Here is a 20966-nt window from a genome sequence, read left to right as displayed (position 1 = left end):
CGCTTTGCTCCACCTCAGCATGAGGTTGGAGGGTGCGGCTGCCCACCCTGCTAGAAATGAAGGAGGAATGGTGAAACGGAGTTGGATGAGTGCTATTAAATTGCCAGAATCTTTCGGCTAGAATTGCGTTATTGCAAAGAAAAGCTGGATAGCATTTTGGATACCGAAAGCCATTTATTCGACGCGCAAGCCATTTCAGTCGCTCGTTCCATCCCCGATGATATCGAAGACATCCAATACCGGACGTTCGAGTATTTCTGGCTTGGCAGCCACCCCGTCTCCGGCTTGGCGCGGGATCGCCTGCGTGCCGATGGAACGGTCATCAACGAAATCACCTCCGTGTCCGGCACGGGCTTCGCGTTCATGGCCATCATAGTCGGTACTGAGCGCCACTGGATTTCGCGAGATCAGGCGCTGGAGCGCGTTACGACAATGGTCGGCGCGCTGCACAAGGCCAAACGCTTTCATGGCGCATTCGCGCATTTTCTTCACGGTGAGACCTGCGAGGTCATACCCTTCGGCCCGAAGGACGATGGCGGTGACCTCGTGGAGACGGCCTTGCTGTTGCAGGGTTTGATCTGCGCCCGGCAATACTTCTCGCGCTCCACCCTCGCCGAAACACGGTTCCGCGCGCTTGCCCAGGAACTGGTGACGGGCGTCGAATGGGACTGGTACACGCGCGGAAAGGACGGTGCCCTCTGGTGGCACTGGAGCCCGAAGCACAGATGGTGCTTCAACATTCCCGTCAGCGGCTGGAACGAGGCGCTTGTCTGCTACGTGCTGGCGGCAGGCGCAAAAACGCATTCCATCGAACCCGTGCATTATCATGAGGGATGGGCGCGGTCGGGTGAGATGGTGAACGGTAACACTTATCTCGGCACCGTCTTGCCGCTGGGCGAGCCCTATGGCGGGCCGCTTTTTCTCTCGCAATATTCCTTTTGCGGGCTCGATCCGCGTGGATTGTCCGACCGTTACTGCGATTACTGGCAGCAGATCGACGCCCATACGCGGATCAATCACAGCTACTGCCAGTCCAAATATCCGGGCTCTGACATCTGGGGCATGACGGCAAGCGATGGGCCGAAGGGCTACCGCGTCAATTCGCCGACGCAGGACATCGATGTCATCTCGCCGACAGCCGCTCTTTCCAGTTTTGCGGTCTTGCCGGATGAGGCGGCGAAGGCGGCGCGCGCCTTTGCAAAATTCGAGGGCGGCAAGCTGATGGGCCGGTACGGCTTCGTCGATGCGTTTTCACCTGTTACCGGCTGGGTTGCGGATACGCATCTGGCCATAGACCAGGGCCCAGTCATCGCCATGATGGAGAATTACCGATCCGGGCTTCTATGGGCCTTGTTCATGAGTGCGCCGGAGGTCCAGCGCGGTCTCGACCGTCTCGGTTTCCAGATCGACGGCAAGTCGGGCGCCGAACACGTTGCCTGAGACCTAATCGCGTGGCATGCCTTCCGGGCGCAGCAAACGACGCTGCGCGCCGATGCGGAACGGGGCATTCATCGCTCCATATCCGGTGTATTGACCACGCCGCTCCACGATTTCGAAGAAGAACCCTTCTCCGAAGGTCTGGCTGTAGATCTGGAAATATTCACCATTGTCATCGCGGTCATAGAGAATACTGGAGCCGCGCAGCGCATCCGACAATTCCGGTTCCAGACCGAACCGCGCTTCGAGATCGTCATAATAGTTGCGGGAGATGGGCAGCGCGTGAAAGCCGCGCGCCTGGAGTTCGCGTGCGGTTGCGAAGATGTCGTCCGTGGAAAAGGCGATGTGCTGGATGCTGGTGCCGAAGCCTTCTGCCAGAAACTTTCCTGCGAATGTCTTGCGATTGTCCGCCCCGTTCATCGTTAGACGAAAATCCGGTTTTGGCAGGCTCTCGATTGCCTGACTGCGCACAAGTCCGCCCGGCTCCACGACATCGACCATGGGTGTGCGGCGCATGGAAAAGATCGACGTGTAGAACAAAAGCCACGTCAACATTTCGTCGTAGCGAGTCGTCTGGGCGAGATGGTCGATGCGGGTCAATCCGGCACTGCCCTCGGTCTCAGGTTCGAGTGGGAGAAATTCCTGGTCCCAGATCGATGAGAGGGCAGGGGAGCCATCAAGGAAATAGATGACGCCATTACCCACGCCCTGAATGGCCGGAATGGATGCCTCTCCGCTCTTGCGGGGTTCAAAGAATGTCGGTGCACCCAGCGCTGCCGCGCGCTCGAGTGCCGCCGCCGCGTTTTCCACCTTGAGGCCAAAGGCGTAGGCGTTGGTCCCATGCACGGAATAGGACGCGCCTGCAAAACTATCACCTGTACTGTCCGTGTTGATGACGATGCGGATGTCACCTTGCGTGTAAAGGTCGACTTCGCGATTGCAGTGGCGTGCGGATTTGGCAAAGCCGAGCGTCAAGAGCAGCCGTTCCAGATCGGCTTTTTCGTTTTGCCCGGTGGTAAACTCTACGAATTCGACGCCGGTCGTTTCGACCGGGCTTGGCATGTCGGTCACGCCGATGTTGATGTCCGGCTCCAGCCTGTGAACCTTATCCATCAGGTTGACCAGCGAGCGGTGGCCATCTTCGGCCAGCAGACGCGCAGAACCGCCGCGGAACTGGTCGTTGAAAATCTCAAGGGACAAGGGACCGGAATAGCCAGTTGCTGCCACGGCGCGCATGAAATCCACGACCGGCAGATCGCCTTCGCCGGGCATGTTGCGGAAGTGTCGGCTCCAGTAGAGCAGGTCCATGTCGAACAGCGGTGCGTCCGCAAGCTGGACGATGAAAATCTTGTCGCCAGGAATGGAGCGGATGGAGTTGGGGTCGATCTTGCGCGACAGCGTATGAAAACTGTCGAGAATGATGCCGACATTGTTGTGGTCGGCGCGGCGCACGACTTCCCAGGCATCGCGGTGGTCGCTGATGTGGCGGCCCCATGCCAGCGCCTCATAGCCGACGCGCAGGCCATGTTTTGCGGCCCGCTCGCCCAGCTCGTTGAAATCATTGGCGGCGCGATCGATGCCGCCGAGGGAAATCGGAGACACGTTGGAGCAAATCAACATAAGATCGGTGCCAAGCTCGCCCATGATGTCGAACTTGCGTTCAGCGCGCTCGAAAGCACGCTGCCGGTGATGATCCGGCATGCCCTCGAAGTCGCGGAACGGCTGGAACAGCGTGATTTCGAGCCCATGGTCGCGCACCATGGCGCGGACCTCACGGGGAGAGGCATCGTAGGTCAGGAAGTCGTTCTCGAAAATTTCCACACCGGAGAACCCGGCCTTGGCAATAGCGGCGAGCTTTTCGGGAAATTCTCCGCTGATGGAAACGGTTGCGATGGATGTCCGCATCGGCAGCTTTTGCTGTGTCGTGCCAGAGATGACCATATTGCCTTCCTTTCCGAGATTATGTACTAATTAGTTAATAATAAGCCGGGCGACCGGCAATGGGTGGACGATGACCAAAGCCGAAACTTCGAGCAAGACCAGCACTGTGCGGCAGTCCAAACGCGACCCCGAAGGGGTGCGACGTGATATTCTGTCGGTCGCCATGGACGAGTTTTCGCAAAACGGCCTGTCCGGTGCGCGGATCGACGAGATTGCCGCCCGCACACGTACGTCCAAGCGCATGATTTACTATTATTACGGCGACAAGGAGGGGCTCTACCAGCAAGCGCTTGAAGAGGCCTATGCCAAGGTGCGTGGTGGAGAAAGCGACCTCGAGCTCGATGGCATGGAGCCGCGCGCGGCGTTGGAAAAGCTCTGTCGTTTCACCTTCGATCACCACCGCCGGAATCCGGCTTTCATTCGCATGGTCATGATCGAGAATGTCCACCATGGGCGACACATGCAGGCATCCGAAACCATCCGCCAGCTCAACCGTCCGGCGATCGGCGCGCTTGAAAACGTGCTGGCGCGCGGCCAAAGTCAGGGCATTTTTCGTGAGGGCGTTGAAGCGCTCGAGCTGCATTGGCAGATCAGCGCGCTGTCGTTCTTCAACGTTTCGAACGCAGCCACGTTTTCTTTCATTTTCGGGGACAGCCTGTTTACCGACAACGGTCAGGAAGCTCTCTCGAAGCATGTCGCTGAGATGGTGCTGCGCTATGTGCTTCGGGTCGATCATATCGGCGCTACCGAACAAACCGGGTTGTGACGCAGCGCGCCGAAGAGCCGCTTTCGTAGGCGCTGCAAGCCGAGTTCATGCCGCAGCCTCGTTCATGCACAATTCGTTGAAATGCGCGCTCATGCGTTCGGGATCGGGCTCTTTTCCCGAAAAAAGCCGGAAGGCATCCACGGCCTGAAACACGGCCATGCCGCCGCCGGGTAGAACCTTGCAGCCTTTTCGCGTGGCTTGCGCCAGCAACTCCGTCACCAACGGCATATAGACGATATCGGCCACCCAATGACGCGCTTCTATCAATGAAGCGGGAACCGGTATGCCGGGATGCGCTGGCATGCCTGTCGGTGTCGCATGGATCAAACCGTCAGCGTGGGGGAGGGAGCTTTCCGCGCTCTCGACCGCAAACGCACGTGGCGTGCCAAACCGGGCATTCAACTGGTCCGCAAGCTGTCTCGCCCGGCTGATATCCTGATCGAGAATGTCGAGGTGGCCAATCTCCAGCTTCAAGGCCGCATGGGCAACCGCCACACCTGCGCCACCCGCACCGATCAGCAAAACGCGGTCACGTTTTGCATCCGGCAGTCCGCGCTTGAAGCTTTCATAAAAGCCGTACCAGTCCGTGTTGTGGCCCGTCCGCTTTCCATCGCGAAACACCACCGTGTTGACGGCACCCAGCATACGGGCGTCTTCCGACAGGTCATGAAGAAGCCCGATGACCCGCTGCTTGAACGGATGCGTGATGTTGACGCCTGCAAATCCTCTGGATTCGGCTTCATCGAGAAGGTCCGGCAAAGCGCTTTCGGGCACATGCCGTGTGTTGATATCGATCAGCTCGTAATCATAGGCGATGCCGTGCGCAGCGCCTTCGCGCATATGCATGGCTGGCGTTTTGGAAAGCTGGATATCGGCACCGATCAGGCCGACTTTCAGGGATGTTTTCTCTGTCATAGCAGGCATTCTCATCGGGAGAGGGCAAGAGAGACCAGCACGCGGGTCAGTGATGGGCGAGAATTTCGCCGAGGAACGTGCGTGTTCGCTGATGTCGGGGATTGCGGAAAAACTCCTCCGGTGGAGCTTCTTCGATGATTTCGCCGGATGCCATGAACACCACGCGGTCGGCGACCTGACGAGCAAATCCCATCTCGTGCGTCACGCAAATCATTGTCATGCCATCGCGGGCAAGGCCGATCATGGTATCGAGCACTTCCTTGACCATTTCCGGGTCGAGCGCGGATGTCGGTTCATCGAAAAGCATGGCCTTCGGCTCCATGCACAGCGCGCGGGCAATGGCTGCGCGCTGCTGCTGACCACCTGAAAGCTGGGCGGGGTATTTGTCGGCCTGATCCAGAATGCGCACGCGCTCCAGATATTTCCGGGCTGTCTTTTCGGCCTCGGCCTTGGAAAGACCTTTTACCCGCATAGGCGCAAGGGTGCAGTTCTCAAGGATCGTCTTGTGCGGAAACAGGTTGAAATTCTGAAACACCATGCCAACTTCGCGTCTGACGGTGTCGATGGCGCTTGTCGAGGATGTCAGTTTGGTACCTTCGACGGTGATCGTGCCAGTCTGGATTTCCTCCAGATGATTGATGCAACGTATCAGCGTTGATTTGCCGGAACCGGACGGCCCGCAAAGGACGATCTTCTCACCCTTGCGAACCGTCAGATTGATGTTTTTGAGTGCGTGAAAGGCTCCATACCACTTTTCCACCGCTTCAAGAGCGATCAGCGGAACCTGAGTGTCGGCGGTCTGTAGCATGGGAGCCTCCGGATTACTTTACGGTGAACGGAATCTCAGGCAGGGATTCCGGGAAGGCTGGAACTTCGCGCTTCATCCACTTGGTGTAGATTTTCGCAAGTTCGCCATCGCCCTTGATCTTGACCAGGAATGCGTTGATGGATTCGTTCCAGTCCTTTTCACCCGGGCGCGTGCCTGCACCGTTGTACAGCGTGGTCAGGTCGAACTTGGGTTCGTACTTGCCAGCGGCTGCGGCATTCAGGCGGTCGCCGTAAAACTGGTTGCCACCGACGACTTCCACCTGTCCAGAAATCAGAGCCTGAATATTGGCGGCATCGTCATCGAAGCGCAGGATGTTGGCCTTGGTGCCAGCACCTGCGGTGATGGATGTGTCCATGGCGCTGGACTTTGGAACGCCGACAGATACGCCCGTCAGGTCGTCGTAACCGGCAATCTTCTTATCCTTCGGTCCGTAGACGGACAGCACGTTACCGGCGTATGGCTGGGAATACTGGATCGTCTTTGCGCGCTCTGCCGTCATACCCATGGTGGCGAAGAGGACGTCGACTTTGCCCGTCATCAGGGCCGGGATGCGGTTGGCAACGGCGAGCGGTACGAACTCGACCTTGACGCCGAGATAATCCGCGAAGGCCTTGCCGATATCGGCGTCGAGACCGTCCTGAACGCCGCTGGAGTTCACGAAGCCCCAAGGCGAGTTGTCGCCCTGAATACCGATTACGACTTTGCCCTTGGCTTTCGCTTCTTCGAGCGTTCCGGCAACGGCGCTGACCGGTGCTGCGAACGGCAGGGCGACGGTTGCTGCTGCAAACGCAAGCAACACACGGCGGTTCATTTTCAAGCTGTTGAGTTTCATCTTTTGCTCCTCCTTACAAAGCTGATGGCATGGTTAGCGTGAGGCGGTCTGAAGCCGCTTTTCGACACCGGCGCCCCAAAGGGAGAGCGGCCAGCAAATGAGAAAATAGATCAAACCGACGATGGCAAAAACGGTCAGCGGCTTGAATGTCTGGTTGGAAACGATCTGCCCGGCGCGTGATAGCTCCACGAAGCCGACGATGGCGGCAAGCGATGTGCCCTTGATGAGCTGCACGAGAAAACCGATGGTCGCGGGCAGGGAAATCTTCAGCGCCTGCGGCAGTACGACATCTTTCATGCGCGAGACATAGTGCAGACCAAGCGCTTTTGCGGCTTCCGTCTGTCCCTTGGGAACGGCCTGAATGCCGCCGCGCCAGATTTCACCGAGAAAGGCGCTGGCATGCAGCGTAAAGGCCACGGCCACGGCAAGCCATGCGTCGATATCCAGACCCACAAGCGCAACGCCATAATAAACGACGAAAAGCTGCATCAACAGCGGCGTGCCCTGAAACACGGCGATGTAACCGGCTGTCACGCGCTGGCCGATCTTGTTTTCAGCTGTTCTGGCGAGCGCTACGCAGAGGCCGAACACGCCGCCGCCGATAAAGCCGATCAGTGTCAATGCCAGCGTCCACTTGAGACCCTGCATTAGAAAAAACAATTCGTTGGTGCCGATAGGTGCCATTGTTTTTGCCTCACTTGACCGGGTAGCTGAATGACAGGCGCGAAATCAAAGCGAAAACGGCCATCATGAGCGAGGAAATGACGAGGTAGAGAAGTGTGATGGAGAAATAGACCTCGAAAGAGCGGAACGTTTCTGCCTCGATCCGTTGCGCAACCGATGTCAGCTCATAGGCCGCAATGGATGTGCAGACGGATGTCGTCAGCGTCAGCATGATGAACTGGCTGGTGAGCGACGGATAGACGGCGCGCAGGGCCGGTTTCAAAATGATGTGACGGAAAATCTGGGAGCGACGCAGACCGAGCGCTAGCCCCGCTTCCACCTGTCCCTTGGGAACAGCATCCACGCCGCCGCGAATGATTTCGATCGCGTAGGCGCCGCCGTTCAATGCGAGCGCTACGATGGCTGTCGTCGTTGGGTTGAGCCGCAGACCCATTTGCGGAAGGGCAAAGAAGATGAAGAAAATCTGGACCAGAAACGGCGTGTTGCGGATGACTTCGACAAAGGCGATGACCAGCGCGCGCAGCGGCTTGAACGAAGAGCTGCGGGCGGTGACACCGAGAACGCCGATAATGGTGGCGAGAAACATGCCTGCGAGAGCAAGGCCAATCGTCGCGAGGCAGGCAAGCAACAGTTCAGGCAGACGGTCGAGAACTGCCGAGAAATCCAGCGTGTATGACATCGATCCTCCCCTCTCCAGCAAAGCGCGAATTGCCCTGCTCACTATTCTTGCCACTAGCGTCTAAAGCTACCGGATTTTTAACGTGCCGATATCAGCGCCTCCCGCGCATCCATTCATCGGCAACACAATGTTTGTACCAGTTAGTTCATACTTGTCAAGCGTGGGTTAACGCGGTTGTTTTCGTATGTGTTGTCGCAGGAAATATGGCTGTGAAAAACCGGTTATGCGAGCCGGATATATTTGCCCTCTGCCTCATCCACCAGCGTGCCTCCCTCGTTATATGTCGGTAACATAAGGATGCTTCTGCCATGGCGCGCTGCCGGAACCTCGTCTTTATACTGGGTGACCAACTCTCGATAAACATATCGAGCCTTAACGGCATAGATCGTAAGCATGACGTTGTTCTTCTATGCGAGGTCGCGGAAGAAACCTCCTATGTCCGGCACCACCGCAAGAAGATCATCTTCATTCTGTCGGCCATGCGCCATTTTGCCGATGAACTATCCGCTGAAGGGTACAAGGTCCGCTACATAAAACTCGATGATGCCGACAATACTGGTTCGTTCACGTCTGAACTGAAGCGAGCCGTTGATGATTTACGGCCTGAAGCGATCGTCGTTACCGAACCCGGCGAATGGCGTGTTCTGGAACAGATGCGCGGGTGGCAGGCAGATATCGGCCTGCCAGTCGATATCCGACCCGATGGGCGCTACCTTTGCTCACACGACGAATTCAAGACCTGGGCTCAGGGACGCCGTCAGTTGACGATGGAGTTCTTTTACCGCGACATGCGCCGCAAGACCGGGCTGTTGATGGAAGGTGATGCACCGGCAGGAGGGCGCTGGAACTTCGACAGCGAGAACCGGTCACCCGCCAAGCCGGACCTGTTTCGCCCTCGCCACTCACGCTTCGTACCCGACGAGACGACACGGGAAGTGATGAAACTCGTTGATCTCAGGTTTGGCGATCACATGGGGTCCGCAGAGGGCTTTGCCTTTGCCGTCACGCGAAAGGATGCAGAACGGGCAGCGGATGTCTTCATCGAAGACTTCCTGCCCAAATTCGGCGAGACCCAGGATGCTATGATTTCGAGCGATCCCTTCGTCAATCACTCGCTGCTGTCGTTCTATATCAATATCGGCTTTCTCGATGCCCTCTCCGTCTGTCAGGCGGCTGAGCGGGCGTATCTCGAAGGCAAAGCGCCGATCAATGCCGTTGAGGGCTTCATCCGCCAGATCATTGGCTGGCGGGAATATATGCGGGGCATCTATTGGCTCTTCATGCCGGAATACGCACAGCGCAATTTCTTCGACGCCTCACGTCCACTGCCGGATTTCTTCTGGACGGCGGAGACTCAGATGGCATGTCTGTCCACGGTTATCGGCGAGACTATCGAGAATGCCTACGCCCACCACATTCAGCGCCTGATGATCACAGGCAATTTCGCCATGCTGGCAGGGCTCGATCCCCATGCGCTTCATGAATGGTATCTGGAAGTCTATGCCGATGCCTATGAGTGGGTGGAGCTTCCGAATGTCATCGGCATGAGCCAGTTTGCCGATGGTGGGCTTTTGGGCTCAAAGCCCTATGCAGCAAGCGGCGCCTATATTTCCCGCATGTCGGATTACTGCGAAAACTGTCGCTACGATGTGCGCAAAAAAACAGGCGACGGCGCATGTCCGTTCAATGCTCTCTACTGGGATTTTCTGGCGCGAAACGCCGAGAAACTGTCTGCCAACCGCAGGCTCGCCCAGCCTTACGCGACATGGCGCAGAATGAGCGAGGAGCAGCAGAAGACCTACCTCGATAGTGCGCGCGCGTTCCTGCAAAAGCTGGATGACGGCGTTCCCGTCTGAGGACTCACACCGGCGTCTTTATCTTTTCCTTATGTCGCCAGCCCATCTTCCCAATCGAACCCTGACGCGGACTAGGACTAGGGTGTTCTCCTGATCATATGGAGAAACCTATGTCCGATCTTGCTTTTGTCCTTCTTGGAAGTGCTGTGCTGCTGGGCTTTGCGCTCTATGCACGTGCGCTCAACCGTCTCTAAGGGTGACGTAATGGAGCCTTTGATTGCCCTCGTCGTCGCGGGCGGCCTTGCCGTCTATCTCGTCGTGACGCTGCTGCGTCCTGAACGCTTCTGATCTCGGAGAATTCCCATGACTATTCTCGGGTGGCTGCAAATCAGCCTCCTCATTCTCGCCGTGCTGGCTGTCGTCAAGCCGCTCGGTCTTTACATGGCCAAGGTGTTCTCAGGCGAAAGAACGTTTTTGTCTCCCGTTCTCGTCCCCGTCGAAAACGTCATCTATCTGGCCGCAGGCACCAGCCCCAAAAAGGAACAGGGATGGCTGGCCTACACGCTTTCCATGCTTGCATTCTCGATAGCAAGCTTCCTCGCTCTTTACGCCATATTGCGTTTGCAGGCCTATCTGCCGCTCAATCCGCAGGGCTTTGCCAATGTGCCGCCGGATCTGGCGTTCAATACCGCCGTCAGCTTCGTGACCAACACCAACTGGCAGAACTATGCCGGTGAAGCGACCATGAGCAATTTCAGCCAGATGGTCGGATTGTCGGTGCAGAATTTTCTTTCCGGCGCCGTCGGCATCGCGCTTGCGGTGGCCTTCACACGCGCTTTTGCCCGCTCGCAATCCACCACGCTTGGCAATTTCTGGGTCGATATGACGAGAGCGACGCTCTATGTGTTGCTGCCGCTCGCCCTCATCGTTGCCCTCGCCTTCGTCGCCATGGGCGTTCCCCAGACACTGGACGGAACCGTCACCGCGACGACACTCGAGGGTGCCCAGCAGGTGATCTCGGTCGGACCTGTCGCCAGCCAGGAAGCGATCAAGCAACTGGGCACCAATGGTGGTGGCTTCTTCAATGCCAATGCCGCCCATCCGTTTGAAAATCCCACGGCATTCGCCAATTATCTCAATATTTTTGCGATGCTGGCCATTTCGGCAGCCCTTGTTTATACCTTCGGCCAAATGGTTGGTAACCGCCGCCAGGGCTGGGTTCTGCTCGCCACCATGGGCGCCCTTCTATTCGCGGGTGTTGCCGTGATCTACTGGGCGGAATCATCAGGTAATACAATCCTGACGGCGCTGGGCGTCGATTCCTTGCAGGGCAATATGGAGGGCAAGGAAGTCCGCTTCGGCCAGGCCATGAACGCGCTTTATGCCGCTGTGACAACCGGTGTATCGAATGGCGGCGTCAACGGCATGCATGGCTCCTTCACCGGTCTCGGTGGACTGGTTCCGATGTTCCTTATCCAGCTTGGTGAAATTCTGCCGGGCGGCGTGGGTTCCGGCCTCTACGGCATGCTCGTCTTCTCGCTTCTTGCGGTTTTCGTTGCAGGTCTGATGGTCGGTCGTACCCCGGAGTTTCTGGGCAAGAAGATCGAAGGAAGGGAAATGAAATGCGCCATGCTGGCCGTTCTCATCCTGCCCGTCGCCATTCTCGGTTTCTCTGCGGTGTCGGCACTTCTTCCTTCGGCCCTCGCAAGCATCGGTACGGCAGGCCCGCACGGTCTTTCGGAAATCCTCTATGCCTACACCTCGGCTGCGGGCAACAATGGTTCTGCCTTCGGCGGGCTCTCTGGCAATACGCCCTGGTATAATACCACGCTCGGCATCGCCATGCTCTTGGGACGCTTTGCCTATGTCATTCCTGTCATGGCCATTGCCGGTTCGCTGGCAGCGAAAATCCGGGTTCCGGCATCCAGCGGCACATTCCCAACGGATGGCCCGCTCTTCGTCGGCCTGCTGATCGGCATCATCCTCATTCTTGGCGGGCTGCAATATTTCCCGGCTCTGGCGCTCGGCCCCATTGTCGAACATTTCGCAATGCTCGCTGGCCAAACGTTCTAAAGGACAAAGTTCATGTCACAAAAGCCAGCAAAACCTGGTCTTTTCGATCCTGCAATCATCCTGCCTGCGGCCAGGCAGGCCTTCGTCAAACTCGACCCGAGACAATTGGTCCGTGCGCCGGTGATCTTCGTCACCGAGGTCGTCGCAGCACTGGTGTCGATCCTCTTCCTGCGTGACCTTATCAAAGGCAGCGAAACAGCCATTTTTTCAGGCCAGATCGCCGCATGGCTCTGGTTCACGGTGCTGTTCGCAACCTTTGCCGAAGCGGTGGCGGAGGGCAGGGGCCGGGCTCAGGCGGAAAGCCTGAAGCGCGGACGTTCTGACCTCACCGCACGCCGGGTCGTCTCCAACGGCACGGAGGAAGCCGTTCCGGCAACCATGCTCGTTGTCGGCGATGTCGTCATCGTCGATGCAGGCGAACTCATTCCGGGTGACGGCGAAGTGATCGAAGGCGTCGCCTCGGTCAATGAAAGCGCGATCACAGGCGAATCCGCACCCGTCATTCGCGAATCCGGCGGCGACCGGTCGGCGGTAACGGGCGGGACGCAGGTCCTGTCGGATCGCCTTAAAATCCGCATTACCACGCCGCCCGGTGCCAGCTTCGTGGACCGCATGATTGCGCTGATCGAAGGCGCCGAACGGCAGAAGACACCGAACGAAATTGCACTCTCGATCCTTCTATCGGGCCTGACGCTGGTGTTTCTCATCGTCGTCGTCACGATCTGGGGTCTTGCAGGATATTCCGGCACGGTGCTGTCGGTCACCGTGCTGGCCGCCTTGCTCGTCACACTCATTCCGACGACCATCGGCGGTCTTCTCTCGGCCATCGGCATCGCCGGTATGGATAGGCTCGTGCGCTTCAACGTCATCGCCACCTCCGGTCGCGCGGTGGAAGCGGCTGGTGATGTCGACACGCTGCTGCTCGACAAGACGGGCACGATTACGTTCGGCAACCGCATGGCGGCAGATTTCATCGCCGCACCAGGCGTTAGCCAGCAGCAGCTTGCAGAGGCCGCACTTCTGGCCAGCCTTTCCGATGAAACGCCGGAGGGTCGCTCGATTGCAGCACTCGCCATGGGTGATTTCGGCATCGCAGCGCCTAAGGCCGTGGCCGACAACACCATCGCGTTCAGTGCCCAGACCCGCCTGTCCGGTATCGACATGGGCCCGCATCGTTTGCGCAAAGGTGCCATCGATGCCGTGCTGAAATTCACTGGCATGTCGGACAAAGATGCGCCTGCGGAATTTCTTCAGGCGGTGGAAAGCGTGGCACGCTCAGGTGGCACCCCGCTCGGTGTTGCCGATGGTAACCGCCTGTTGGGTGTCATCCATCTGAAAGACGTGGTGAAGCCCGGTATCAAGGAACGTTTTGCGGCGCTGCGCGCGATGGGTATCCGCACGGTCATGGTCACGGGCGACAATCCCGTAACCGCCGCCGCCATCGCTTCGGAAGCTGGGGTCGATGACTTCCTGGCCGAAGCGACGCCCGAAGACAAGCTCGCCTATATTCGCCGGGAGCAACAGGGCGGCAGGCTGATCGCCATGTGCGGCGATGGTACCAACGATGCGCCAGCGCTGGCGCAGGCCGATGTCGGCGTGGCCATGCAGACAGGCACCCAGGCCGCCCGCGAAGCCGCAAATATGGTCGATCTCGATTCCAGCCCGACCAAGCTCATCGAAATCGTGGAGATCGGCAAACAACTTTTGATGACACGCGGTTCGCTGACGACATTCTCCATCGCAAACGACGTCGCCAAATACTTCGCGATCATCCCCGCGCTGTTCGTCGCCACCTATCCCGCACTCGGCGCCTTCAACATCATGGGACTTTCGACGCCGCAGTCGGCCATTCTGTCTGCCGTCATTTTCAACGCGCTGATCATCATCGCGCTGATACCGCTGGCGCTGAAAGGCATTGCCTATCGTCCCTCCAGCGCGGCCTCTCTGCTGCGTAGAAACCTGTTCATCTACGGCGTTGGTGGTCTGTTGCTACCTTTCGCCGGTATCAAGATTATCGATCTGGCCGTTTCGGCCCTGCACCTGGTGTGACCATGTTCAAACTTATCAGACCCGCTATCGTTTTTCTCGGTCTTTTGACCCTCGTCACCGGCGTTGCCTATCCGCTTGCGGTTACCGGCATTGCCCAGACACTCATGCCGCAACAGGCAAATGGTTCGCTGATCCGCCGCGGCGACGCCGTGGTCGGTTCTGCGCTGATCGGCCAAAACTTCACGACCGAGCGCTATTTCTGGCCAAGGCCATCGGCCACATCACCGGACGCCTACAATGCGTCCGCCTCATCCGGCTCCAACCTTGGCACCACATCGGCAAAGCTGCGCGACCGTGTGGCAGCCGATGTGGAAAAGTTGAAATCCGGTGGCCTGACCGCCCCTGTTCCGGCAGATGCCGTCACGACTTCAGGTTCCGGCCTCGATCCGCATATTTCGCCTGAATTCGCCGATGCGCAGGTGGCGCGGGTGGCCAGTGCGCGGCAGATTTCACCGGAGCAGGTGAGGGCGCTCGTTCAAACCCATACCGAGACCAGAGCCCTCGGAATTGTAGGCGAGCCGCGTGTGAATGTGCTAGAGCTCAATCTTGCGCTCGATGCGCTGAAGAGTTGATACGGATGCCGGCAAACGAGCCATACGAGACGAACCGTCCCGACCCCGATGCATTGCTTGCCCTGGCGGAGAAAGACCGCCGGGGCAAGCTAACTATTTTTCTAGGCGCTGCCCCCGGTGTCGGCAAAACCTATGCCATGCTGAACCGCGCCCAGCGGCTGCGCAAAGAGGGCACGGAAATACTGGCCGGGCTTGTGGAAACGCACGGACGCACAGAAACCTCGGCTCTGCTGGACGGGCTGGAAATCCTGCCGCGCCTGCCGGTCGCCTATCACGGCAAGGAACTGCTGGAATTCGATCTGGATGCCGCGCTCGCACGTAAACCGGCCACCGTCATTGTCGATGAACTCGCCCATTCCAACCCCGATGGCTTCAGGCATCCCAAGCGTTATCAGGATATCGAAGAGCTGATCAATGCGGGCATCGACGTGTGGACGGCGCTCAACATTCAGCATCTCGAAAGTCTGTCGGATCTGGTCGAGCAGATCACCGGCGTCAACGTGCGTGAAAGGGTGCCGGATACCGTTTTGAAAAAGGCCGATGAGGTCCTTCTGGTCGATTTGCCGCCCGCCGAACTGATTACGCGTTTGCAGGATGGCAAGGTCTATCTTCCCGCCAGTGCCCGGCGCGCAGCGGACCGTTTCTTTCGCCTCGGAAATCTCACCGCCTTGCGGGAACTGGCGCTGCGGCGAACCGCCGACCGAGTCGATGACCAGATGATCGATTATCTGCGCCAGAACGCCATCGAAGGCCCGTGGGCAACGGGGGAGCGGCTTCTTGTGTGCATCGGCGCCGATGCTCTGTCGGAAAAAGTCGTGCGTGTGGCGAGCCGTCTGGCGTCCGGTCTGAACGCGCCGTGGCTGGTGGTGAGTGTTGCCCGCTACGACCGGGAAACCATGGATGACGAAGACCTTCGCCGGATAGACGATACGTTTCGGCTGGCAGAAAAGCTCGGTGCTGAAACAGGCAGAGTGACGGGCAGTGACTTCGTTGCCGAAATTCTGAAACTGGCCAAGCGAGAACACGCAACGCAGGTCGTCATCGGTTCGCAACGCCGCCGATGGCCGGGTTTTGCCCTGCGCAACAGTCTGGCAGATGCGCTGACGCGCGAGATGAGCGGCATCGGGCTCCATATCGTTACGTCTGACGATAAGCTCAAACGTCCTGCAAAAAGACCCTCGCCCTGGCCGCGCCTTCCAGCTCTTACCCGGCCTTTTGCCGTTGCATTGATCTCGGTTTTGCCGGCGACGATTGTCGGGGTGCTGATCGACCGCATCATTTACCTGCCGAATATCTCGCTGCTGTTTCTACTGGCAGTTCTTGCGTCTGCAACCTATGCCGGGTTTGCGGCGGCGTTGATGTCCGCCCTGTTGTCGGCGCTCGCCTACAATTTTTTCTTCATCCCGCCGCTTTACAATTTTACCATCGCATCTCCGCACGAGGTGTTCGCGCTGTGCATCTTCATCGTCGCAGCGGTTCTAGCGGGTAGTCTCGGCTCGCGTATACGGGAGCAGGCACAGACGGCGCGTTCACGTGCCACTGCCATGCAGGCGCTCTATGACTTCGCGCGCAAGCTTTCGGGCACCGCAGATGTCGATGAGGTACTGTGGGCGTCCGTTACGCAACTGCATGCGGGTCTGAACCGCAACATCGTTCTGCTGCGCCCCAATGGCGATCTGCTCGAAACCGCTGCCGCATGGCCGCCGGACACCGAGCTTGGGGTCGCCGAGATCGCTGCGGCGCGATGGGCCAATACGAAGAAAGAGGCAGCAGGTGCCGGAACCGGCACGCTGCCCAATTGCCGTTTTCAGTTCAGGCCTTTGACCAGCCCGCATGGCGTTGTTGGCGTATGTGGCTACGAAGTTGCGGGTGAGCCACTGGATTCCAATGCAGAACGCATGTTTTCCGCCATCATCGATCAGACCGCCACGGCTATCGACCGCGCGAGACTGTCATCCGAAAGTGCCCAGCAGGCGTTGCGGCTGGAAAGCGAACGCTACCGCGAGGCTCTGCTATCCTCCATCTCCCACGATCTGCGCACGCCCCTTGCCACCATCACCGGCGCCGTCACCAGTCTTCGCGAGCTGGGAGAGCGAATGACGCCGGAAAGCCGAGATGATCTGCTGCAATCCATTGAGGAAGAGGGCGCGCGGTTGAGCCGCTTCGTCGCCAATCTTCTCGACATGACGCGGATATCGGCGGGAACGCTGAGAGCGCGGCGGGACTGGGTCGATCTGGGTGATGTGGTGCGTGCGGCAACCGACCGCGCCCGCAAATATTTCCCCGCACAGGTTTTCGAGACCGGGATAGCGACGGACCTGCCGCTTATGCGTGGTGATAGCGTGTTGCTGGAGCAGGTTCTGTTCAACCTTCTGGACAATGCCGCCAAATACGGGGGCGGTGAACCCGTCAACATCTACGTCCGCCGGGATGGCAAGGATGTTGCGATCTCGGTGACCGATCTGGGCAAGGGCATCCCGGCTGCCGATCTCGACCGCATCTTCGAGAAGTTCTACCGCCGCTCGAAATCCGATGGACGATCCCCCGGCACGGGGCTTGGCCTGTCGATCGCCCGTGGTTTCGTCGAGGCACTGGGCGGGCGCATCCATGCGGAAAGTCCGGCGGTCAGGAAGAGAGGCACTCGTATTGTCATGCGTTTCCCGGTAGAGGAAAAAGACCGAACCGCAGGATCACCATGACACTTGCCCGCATTCTTGTCGTCGATGACGAACCGCAGATCAGGCGTTTTCTCCGGCCAGCACTGGCCGCTGCCGGGTATGAGGTGATCGAGGCCGAAAACGGCGCGGATGCGCTCAAGGCCGTTGCTACCGCTGCACCTGAATTGGTGATCCTCGATCTCGGTCTGCCGGATATGGACGGCAAGGATGTCATCGCCAGCCTGCGCGGCTGGTCGGAAATACCCATCATCATCCTGTCGGCCCGCGACCGCGAAACGGAGAAAATCGCAGCACTCGATCTCGGCGCCGATGACTACATCGAGAAGCCCTTTACCATAGGCGAACTGACCGCCCGCATCAGAACCGCCATGCGCCATCGCGGCACGGCCAGCAAGGCTCCATCCGTGGTGACGACTGATGGTCTGACCATCGATATGATCCAGCGCATCGTTCTACGAGACGGCAAATCCATTCGGCTGACACCGAAGGAATACGATCTTTTGACCCTGCTTGCCCATCACGCCGGGCGCGTGGTGACGCATCGCACACTCCTGACCTCGGTCTGGGGCCCGGCCCATGAAGAAGACCTGCATTATCTGCGCGTCTTCATCGGCCAGCTTCGACAAAAGATCGAACGGGACCCAGCCCAGCCCAAAATCGTTCAGACCGAGCCGGGTGTCGGTTATCGCCTTTTGAGCGATTGAGCCATCAATTCGATGCGAGCACTTTGGATATCTCGCTTGCTAGCTGATCCTGCGTATAGGGTTTCCCCAACCGCGTGATCTCAAGGTCGGTACCCTCGGGAAGATCGGCATAACCGGTCGCAATCAAGATCGGCAGTCCAGGTATCAGCTCGCGCGCCCTGCGCGACAGTTCCGCACCGTTCATGCCGGGCATCGAAAAGTCCGTTACCAAAAGATCGAACTGCCCCTGGTTCGCCAGTATCTCCAATGCCTGACGGCCAGAGCTTGCTTCAACGACCTCGTGACCGAGATCTTCCAGCATATCGACCGAACTCATGGCGATCAGGGCATCGTCATCGACCATCAGAATTCTGAGGTTCCTGTTGTTGACCTGTTGATTTGCAGTGACCGTTTCGGGAAGATGCGTCTCGACCGATCCGCCGACATGCTCTTCACTGACGGGTATCCATAGCTCGGCGGTCGTTCCCTGTCCTTTGACGCTTTTCAAAACGAGGGCGCCTTTGAGCTGCAAGGCCAGTCCATGAATCATGGAAAGGCCGAGACCGGTGCCCTTGCCCAATTCCTTGGTCGAGAAGAAGGGATCGATAGCCTTTTTCAGTGTTTCGGCATCCATGCCGACGCCGGTGTCGGTTACGGACAAGACGACATAATCACCGGCTGCAAGCTCCGGCGAGCCACGCAAAACACTGTCTTCTCGAAGGCCGATGGTAATCGTGCCACGTTCCGGCGTTGCGTCTCGTGCGTTGACCACCAGATTGAGGAGAGCAAGTTCGATCTGGTTTGCATCGCCAAGTCCAAATCGCAAATCCTTACCCACCGCCCATTGCAGGGCAATGCTGGAACCAACGGATTTACGCAGGAGATCGTCCATGTCTTCAATAAGCCTCGACATATCGACCGGCTTGACTTGAAGGTCCTGCCTGCGGGCAAAGGCCAGCAGTCGCTGCGTGAGCGATGCGCCGCGTTTTGCCCCTTTCAGGGCACCATCAATCAGCCGCATGCCGCGCTCATCGCCGGAAACATGCTTTGCCAGCAGCTCGAGATTGCCCATGACCGCCATCAGCAGGTTGTTGAAGTCATGCGCCACGCCGCCCGTCAGTTGGCCAATCGCTTCCATCTTCAGCGCCTGTCGCAACTGCTCTTCGGCTTTCTGTCGCTGATCCACTTCAGCCATGACGGTTTCATGCGCCTGCAAAAGCTCCGCCGTGCGCTCCGCCACTCGCAGTTCCAGCGTTTCATTCACCAGCCGCTGCCGCTCTGCCACTTCCTTGCGTTCCGTGATATCTGCGGAAACGCCGACCAGCTTGGTGGGCACGCCGCGCCTGTCGCGGTAGAGCTGTGCTTTGATTTCGGCCCAGTGGATTGAACCATCGGGCCAGACGACGCGGTATTCGATCGAATATTCCGTACCGTTCTCAAGCGTATCTCGAACCGCCGCCTGCATGCGTTGGCGGTCATCCGGGTGCACACCTGCCAGCAGGTTCTCATAACCGAAGCTCGCGGTTCGCGGATACCCGAAAATGGCTTTACACGTGCCTGAGCAGTCGAGCGTCATCGACGCCAGTTCTAATTGCCACGATCCCAGGCGGCCTGCACTCAACGCGGTCTGCAACCAGAGTTCACCGTCTGCGAGCGCCTCGATCTTGGACCGGGCGTCGAACTGGCGAAGCCGGTTCCGGTAGGCCGTGCGCGACACACTGATGAAGGTGGTTGCGTGGAATGGGCGCTCCAGAAAGCTCACATTGCCTAGAATTTCCGATAGTCTCAGCGCAAACGGGTTACGGTCCTGACCGCCGCCCCGGTGGGTAAGAACGATGAATGGCAAGTCTGACCAGGCTGGCTGCGCCATGATCCAGTCGGACAAAGGCTTGAGGTCTGCCGAACGCAATGTCTCCTCGGTAACGACGACGAATGCAGCGTCGTCGCCGAGTTCAGACACGATAGCCCGGACCGTCGACACAGCTTTCGATGCGATTCCTGCCTCGGTGAGCAGGGTTGTCGCGATCTGGGCGTCTCTGCCGTTGGGGGCATAAATGAGGGCGAAATGTCCGGGCTCAGAAATTTTCCGAACTCCCATCCGCCGGTGTCAATCCGGCATTTTCAGACATCAAGAACGGGACGCCGCGCAGCACGCCTTGGAAGGCATAAAGCGGTTCGCCAAGGATGAGGCCTTCATTGGTAATGGTGTATTCCCGGATCGTATCCTCGTGGGTACCCGTGCGCTTCTTGATCACGGAAACAGCGCGCCGAACGCGACCGGATGCCTCGAAGTATCGGAGAAGAATGACCGTGTCTGCAAGGTAGGTCACATCGACGGGGGACTTCATGTCGCCAACCAACCCGTGCTGGGCAACGGTCAGGAAAGTATTTGCGCCCTGCCTGTTCAGGAACTGAAGCAGTTCGTGCATGTGAAGGATCAGTGCGTTTTCTTCGGGCATCGCTGCCTGATAGCCGTTGATGCTGTCGATCAGCACCGTCTTGGCATCGTATTTCGCGACCTGCTCACGCACCCGTTGCGCAAACTCGCCCGGAGAAAGCTCAGCCGCATCCAGTTGCTCAATGTAGAGATGACCGGAATCACGCAGCTTTTCAAGGTCGATGTCGAGATGCTTCATCCGGTCGAAGAGCAGTCCAAGCTCCTCATCGAAAATGAACATCGCGGCCTTTTCGCCGCGCTTGATCGCAGCATCGATGAACTGAATACCGAAAATACTCTTGCCAGTACCGGCAGGTCCGATCAGCAAAGTGCTGGAACCACGGTTGACGCCACCACCGAGCAGGCCGTCGAGACGCTTGATGCCGCTGCTCAGAACGTCGCGCGTGAACGACGTTTTATGTTCAATGGCGCGTAGCCGCGGAAACACCGCCACGCCGCCTGTGCGGATGACAAAATCGTGGTAGCCACCTCTATAGGCCTGACCGCGATACTTCAGAATGCGCACCCGGCGCCGCTCTGGACCGTAATTCGGTGACAACTCCTCAAGATGGATGACACCGTGGACAACACTGTG

General features: G+C 58.4%; 17 protein-coding genes (1 of these 17 only partly in view). 9 read left to right on the top strand and 8 right to left on the bottom strand.

Features of this window, described 5'->3' with window-relative positions; genetic code table 11:
- The first annotated feature begins 156 nt into the window (after positions 1-156).
- The gene (locus HRR99_RS17660) at positions 157-1440 is read left to right on the top strand and encodes a glucoamylase family protein (RefSeq protein WP_233124074.1); all 1284 of its coding nucleotides are present in this window, start codon (positions 157-159) and stop codon (positions 1438-1440) included.
- 3 nt (positions 1441-1443) lie between these two features.
- On the opposite strand, the gene HRR99_RS17655 is transcribed toward HRR99_RS17660, so the two are convergent.
- Positions 1444-3342, bottom strand: coding sequence for a bifunctional sugar phosphate isomerase/epimerase/4-hydroxyphenylpyruvate dioxygenase family protein (locus tag HRR99_RS17655; protein ID WP_233124957.1), 1899 nt, complete (start codon positions 3340-3342; stop codon positions 1444-1446).
- A gap of 106 nt (positions 3343-3448) precedes the next feature.
- Here HRR99_RS17655 and HRR99_RS17650 point away from each other — a divergent pair, with 106 nt between their 5' ends.
- Positions 3449-4144 (top strand): TetR/AcrR family transcriptional regulator, encoded by a 696-nt coding sequence (locus HRR99_RS17650; RefSeq protein ID WP_233124073.1) that lies wholly within the window; start codon positions 3449-3451, stop codon positions 4142-4144.
- 45 nt (positions 4145-4189) lie between these two features.
- Here the strand turns inward: HRR99_RS17650 and HRR99_RS17645 are convergent, their stop codons facing one another.
- From HRR99_RS17645 to HRR99_RS17625, 5 genes are read right to left on the bottom strand one after another with little or no spacing between them, the layout of a single operon-like run.
- A complete protein-coding gene (locus HRR99_RS17645) occupies positions 4190-5059 on the bottom strand; it encodes a shikimate dehydrogenase (protein ID WP_233124072.1) in 870 nt (289 codons plus the stop codon).
- A gap of 46 nt (positions 5060-5105) precedes the next feature.
- Positions 5106-5867, bottom strand: coding sequence for an amino acid ABC transporter ATP-binding protein (locus HRR99_RS17640; RefSeq protein WP_277877920.1), 762 nt, complete (start codon positions 5865-5867; stop codon positions 5106-5108).
- 13 nt (positions 5868-5880) lie between these two features.
- Positions 5881-6720 carry a transporter substrate-binding domain-containing protein gene (locus HRR99_RS17635; RefSeq protein ID WP_233124071.1) on the bottom strand — a complete coding sequence of 280 codons (840 nt, stop codon included), beginning with the start codon at positions 6718-6720 and terminating at the stop codon, positions 5881-5883.
- 33 nt (positions 6721-6753) lie between these two features.
- A complete protein-coding gene (locus HRR99_RS17630; protein ID WP_233124070.1) occupies positions 6754-7404 on the bottom strand; it encodes an amino acid ABC transporter permease in 651 nt (216 codons plus the stop codon).
- 10 nt (positions 7405-7414) lie between these two features.
- Positions 7415-8083 (bottom strand): amino acid ABC transporter permease, encoded by a 669-nt coding sequence (locus HRR99_RS17625; protein ID WP_233124069.1) that lies wholly within the window; start codon positions 8081-8083, stop codon positions 7415-7417.
- Positions 8084-8391: 308 nt separating this feature from the next.
- Between HRR99_RS17625 and HRR99_RS17620 the strand changes: the two genes are divergently transcribed.
- From HRR99_RS17620 to HRR99_RS17590, 7 genes are all read left to right on the top strand, one after another.
- Positions 8392-9939, top strand: a complete 1548-nt coding sequence (locus tag HRR99_RS17620) for a cryptochrome/photolyase family protein (RefSeq protein WP_233124068.1) — start codon at positions 8392-8394, stop codon at positions 9937-9939.
- 168 nt (positions 9940-10107) lie between these two features.
- Complete coding sequence (gene kdpF / locus HRR99_RS17615; RefSeq protein ID WP_111841216.1) at positions 10108-10227, top strand: K(+)-transporting ATPase subunit F; 120 nt, start codon at positions 10108-10110, stop codon at positions 10225-10227.
- Positions 10228-10242: 15 nt separating this feature from the next.
- The gene (gene kdpA, locus HRR99_RS17610) at positions 10243-11952 is read left to right on the top strand and encodes a potassium-transporting ATPase subunit KdpA (protein ID WP_233124067.1); all 1710 of its coding nucleotides are present in this window, start codon (positions 10243-10245) and stop codon (positions 11950-11952) included.
- 12 nt (positions 11953-11964) lie between these two features.
- Positions 11965-14001, top strand: coding sequence for a potassium-transporting ATPase subunit KdpB (gene kdpB, locus HRR99_RS17605; protein ID WP_233124066.1), 2037 nt, complete (start codon positions 11965-11967; stop codon positions 13999-14001).
- Between the two features lie 2 nt (positions 14002-14003).
- The gene (gene kdpC, locus HRR99_RS17600; RefSeq protein ID WP_233124065.1) at positions 14004-14573 is read left to right on the top strand and encodes a potassium-transporting ATPase subunit KdpC; all 570 of its coding nucleotides are present in this window, start codon (positions 14004-14006) and stop codon (positions 14571-14573) included.
- 5 nt (positions 14574-14578) lie between these two features.
- Entirely contained in the window at positions 14579-17272 is a 2694-nt protein-coding gene (locus HRR99_RS17595) for a sensor histidine kinase (protein WP_233124063.1), read from the top strand.
- On the top strand, positions 17269-17955 hold the full coding sequence (locus HRR99_RS17590) for a response regulator (protein ID WP_111841220.1): 687 nt from the start codon (positions 17269-17271) through the stop codon (positions 17953-17955). Before HRR99_RS17595 ends, HRR99_RS17590 begins: the two co-directional genes overlap by 4 nt.
- A 4-nt stretch (positions 17956-17959) precedes the next feature.
- Here the strand turns inward: HRR99_RS17590 and HRR99_RS17585 are convergent, their stop codons facing one another.
- Both HRR99_RS17585 and HRR99_RS17580 read right to left on the bottom strand, forming a co-directional pair.
- Positions 17960-20032, bottom strand: coding sequence for a hybrid sensor histidine kinase/response regulator (locus tag HRR99_RS17585; protein ID WP_233124061.1), 2073 nt, complete (start codon positions 20030-20032; stop codon positions 17960-17962).
- On the bottom strand, positions 20010-20966 hold the 3' portion of the coding sequence (locus tag HRR99_RS17580; RefSeq protein WP_233124059.1) for an ATPase domain-containing protein. The gene runs 546 nt beyond the window's last position; the window shows 957 of its 1503 coding nt (coding positions 547-1503); the start codon falls outside the window, past its right edge; its stop codon occupies positions 20010-20012. Before HRR99_RS17580 ends, HRR99_RS17585 begins: the two co-directional genes overlap by 23 nt.

It is taken from the genome of Agrobacterium vaccinii (genome assembly GCF_021310995.1).
GTDB lineage: Bacteria > Pseudomonadota > Alphaproteobacteria > Rhizobiales > Rhizobiaceae > Agrobacterium > Agrobacterium vaccinii.
This window is presented reverse-complemented; position numbering and strand designations above follow the sequence as displayed.

What these genes read in the sequence shown, in the direction of transcription:
- HRR99_RS17655 (WP_233124957.1), bottom strand. Translation starts at nt 3,342, where the DNA reads ATGCGGACATCCATCGCAACCGTTTCCATCAGCGGAGAATTTCCCGAA.
- HRR99_RS17650 (WP_233124073.1), top strand. Translation starts at nt 3,449, where the DNA reads ATGACCAAAGCCGAAACTTCGAGCAAGACCAGCACTGTGCGGCAGTCC.
- HRR99_RS17645 (WP_233124072.1), bottom strand. Translation starts at nt 5,059, where the DNA reads ATGACAGAGAAAACATCCCTGAAAGTCGGCCTGATCGGTGCCGATATC.
- HRR99_RS17640 (WP_277877920.1), bottom strand. Translation starts at nt 5,867, where the DNA reads ATGCTACAGACCGCCGACACTCAGGTTCCGCTGATCGCTCTTGAAGCG.
- HRR99_RS17635 (WP_233124071.1), bottom strand. Translation starts at nt 6,720, where the DNA reads ATGAAACTCAACAGCTTGAAAATGAACCGCCGTGTGTTGCTTGCGTTT.
- HRR99_RS17630 (WP_233124070.1), bottom strand. Translation starts at nt 7,404, where the DNA reads ATGGCACCTATCGGCACCAACGAATTGTTTTTTCTAATGCAGGGTCTC.
- HRR99_RS17625 (WP_233124069.1), bottom strand. Translation starts at nt 8,083, where the DNA reads ATGTCATACACGCTGGATTTCTCGGCAGTTCTCGACCGTCTGCCTGAA.
- HRR99_RS17620 (WP_233124068.1), top strand. Translation starts at nt 8,392, where the DNA reads ATGGCGCGCTGCCGGAACCTCGTCTTTATACTGGGTGACCAACTCTCG.
- kdpF (WP_111841216.1), top strand. Translation starts at nt 10,108, where the DNA reads ATGCACGTGCGCTCAACCGTCTCTAAGGGTGACGTAATGGAGCCTTTG.
- kdpA (WP_233124067.1), top strand. Translation starts at nt 10,243, where the DNA reads ATGACTATTCTCGGGTGGCTGCAAATCAGCCTCCTCATTCTCGCCGTG.
- kdpB (WP_233124066.1), top strand. Translation starts at nt 11,965, where the DNA reads ATGTCACAAAAGCCAGCAAAACCTGGTCTTTTCGATCCTGCAATCATC.
- kdpC (WP_233124065.1), top strand. Translation starts at nt 14,004, where the DNA reads ATGTTCAAACTTATCAGACCCGCTATCGTTTTTCTCGGTCTTTTGACC.
- HRR99_RS17595 (WP_233124063.1), top strand. Translation starts at nt 14,579, where the DNA reads ATGCCGGCAAACGAGCCATACGAGACGAACCGTCCCGACCCCGATGCA.
- HRR99_RS17590 (WP_111841220.1), top strand. Translation starts at nt 17,269, where the DNA reads ATGACACTTGCCCGCATTCTTGTCGTCGATGACGAACCGCAGATCAGG.
- HRR99_RS17585 (WP_233124061.1), bottom strand. Translation starts at nt 20,032, where the DNA reads ATGGGAGTTCGGAAAATTTCTGAGCCCGGACATTTCGCCCTCATTTAT.